The sequence below is a fragment of the Microcoleus sp. PH2017_09_SFU_O_A genome, from assembly GCF_020738625.1.
GTDB lineage: Bacteria > Cyanobacteriota > Cyanobacteriia > Cyanobacteriales > Microcoleaceae > Microcoleus.
In genome coordinates this window covers 1-2,426 of record NZ_JAEQCF010000182.1, presented here as the reverse complement: position 1 = coordinate 2,426, position 2,426 = coordinate 1, and the positions used below count along the sequence as shown (strand labels likewise).

3 protein-coding genes are annotated in these 2,426 nt (G+C 46.4%); all 3 read right to left on the bottom strand.

Annotated features, from left to right (window positions below):
- Positions 1-300, bottom strand: a 300-nt coding sequence (locus JGK16_RS32520) for an SDR family NAD(P)-dependent oxidoreductase (RefSeq protein WP_293194007.1), incomplete at its 3' end; no start/stop codon positions are given.
- Positions 301-381: 81 nt separating this feature from the next.
- A complete protein-coding gene (locus JGK16_RS32515) occupies positions 382-1,932 on the bottom strand; it encodes an ATP-binding protein (protein WP_293194005.1) in 1,551 nt (516 codons plus the stop codon).
- Positions 1,933-2,176: 244 nt separating this feature from the next.
- On the bottom strand, positions 2,177-2,426 hold a 250-nt coding region (locus JGK16_RS32510; RefSeq protein WP_293194003.1), incomplete at its 5' end, for an SDR family oxidoreductase.

Below are 2,426 nucleotides of genomic sequence, written 5' to 3'. Positions count from 1 at the left end.
AATAACCATTGCCGTAACGTTTCCCAGGTCATGCTCAACAATATCGAATATGCGCGAAGCAGAATCAGTCAAGGATAAATCAACCTCGATCGCTGTGGAGCGCACACCGAATTGCTCAAGTTTGTGGCAAAGTGACTGAACCTCTTTCGGATCGCTGCCCCAAGGCATTGACGCATCGTATGGCTGCCAATAGGTCAGAGCGACATCCCAGCCTGATTTTGCTAATTCTTTGGCAATTGATGATCCGATGCCAATAGTCCGACTTGCACCAGTTATAAGAACTATTGGTCGCTGGGTCATACATTTCTCCACAAGTAAGAATGATAAGTCGATCGCACACCCTCGGCGATCGGCAAAATCGAGACACTCATTATAACTTCATCACGCTCGAATCACTGTAATTAACCGACCCATCGGGCTAGTCTGAATTTCAGTTTTCAGCCGTTCTTCTAATTCCAGTGCATTCTCACGGCGATCGAATATCACCAACCACCCTTCATCTTGTCCCAATCGAGCCAAATATCCATCCAACTGTTCCAACCCTTTACTCAGCGGATCGACTTTCCGAGTCCGCCAAACCTTCAGTTCAATTCCTAATGTTACCTCACCATAACGCAAACATAAATCCATGCGATCGCGCCCGATCGCATATTCTCTCTCCAACGTTCCGCCACCATTAATCACCCGATGCAGAAACGCCATCAGCACTAAATGCGGCGCAATTTCGGGGTAAGACGCACTTTTGAGTAACGGTTCGCCATGTTGCAACCAAAATTCTAAAAAAGTTTTCAGTAAAGCCTGAGTATCTAATTTACCTTCTGATGTCAACCAACTCGGTGCAATTTGGGGCAGAGAGGCCATTGGAGTTACCGTGAGCACGCGGGGCAAAACTTCGCGATAAATTGGATTGGCGATCGTCAATCCACCCTGAACGTCCATCTTACACAAACCCAAATCGATTAAAAACTGAATATCATCATTGGGGATATTGCCGAGTTCCAAACCCGCCAACATCGGCTCGATAATTGCTTTGACTCGGTTTTCTCTGAGTCGTTCAGCCAAGCTATCTAAATGCGTATCTTGTCGTTTTATCAGAATTTCTTTAGCTTCTAAAATATGTTCTGGTGTAATTTCTATAGATTCATCTGTTACTAATTCTTCGACGATTTCTTTGGCTAAAGCATTCACCAACCAAGGTTGTCCTTGTGTTAATTCAAAAGCTAAGGCTACGGCTTCTGGTGTAAAAACTTGTCCGGTATCTTGGGTATGTTGCCCGTAGAGTTCTGCGACTTCTGAGGCATTAAAATTTCTGAGCGTAATCGATCGCACTTTAATATTAAACGGACTGGATGTATTTAGGCGATCGCTACCACCCGCAGCCACTTTGTAATCGCGAACATCCCGCAAACCGATTAAGCCCACCGATTGCGGAAACGCACGAGGACGAGAGGGATAACCATTGCGTAATTGACGCAAAACCGATAGCAATACTTCATTTTGGAGCGAATCAATTTCATCGATGAAGATTGCTAAAGGGCGAGGTGAAGTTTGTGCCCATTGCCGCAAGGTTTCTTCAATTCCTTGTCCCACCTCCATTTCTTGTTTTGGTGGTGGCTGGAGCTCCGGTGGCAAATAGACTCGCGCCTCACTTCGCCAAGAACTTAAAATCGCCGCTTGGGCTTGTTGTGGATTGTCATTAAAGGGCGAACCTAACTCTACTGAAACCACGATCGCAGTGTATTGTCCGCTGTCAGTGAGTTGCTTGGCCAAAGCCAGCATTGCCGTGGTTTTACCAATTTGTCGGGGTGCGTGGATGACAAAATAGCTTTGCTGAGCAATCAGTCGCTCTAAATTCGGGAGGCGTCGGGTTGCCGGCAACATATAGTGAATGTTATCGCGGCAAGGGCCAGCGGTATTGAACCAACGTGGCATAGGTCAACTGGGGCGAATGGGGCTGCTCTCAGTTTACTTTACTGCTGTTGGAATGGGGTTCTATTGTTGTTAAGTGGGGTTTGTACCGACTCATCGGGTGGAAATGAGAATCTTAGGCGGAATTATTAATTATCGATCGAGCTTCCGAATCATCTCCAAGGTCAGGCAGCGTTTACGAAATAACGACCCCATTTTAGCTTGGGGAATTGTCTTAAGCAGCCTAAGAAACCTCACGTTCTCAAGGTTACTGAAGACCACCATTACTGTAAAGCAGTTGCCTGTTGATCCATCCCCCTTCTTTGGAACACAGAAATCTGACTAGATTAGCGCAATCCTGTGGCATACCGACACGATCCAACAGAGTGATGGATTCCACATCAGTTTTGAGTGCTTCAGACATCCAGCCAGTATCAGTCGCACCTGGATTTATTACGTTCGCAGTGATGCCCAGCGACCTAAATTCCTGTGCCGAAGCGAGTACGATCCGATCCATA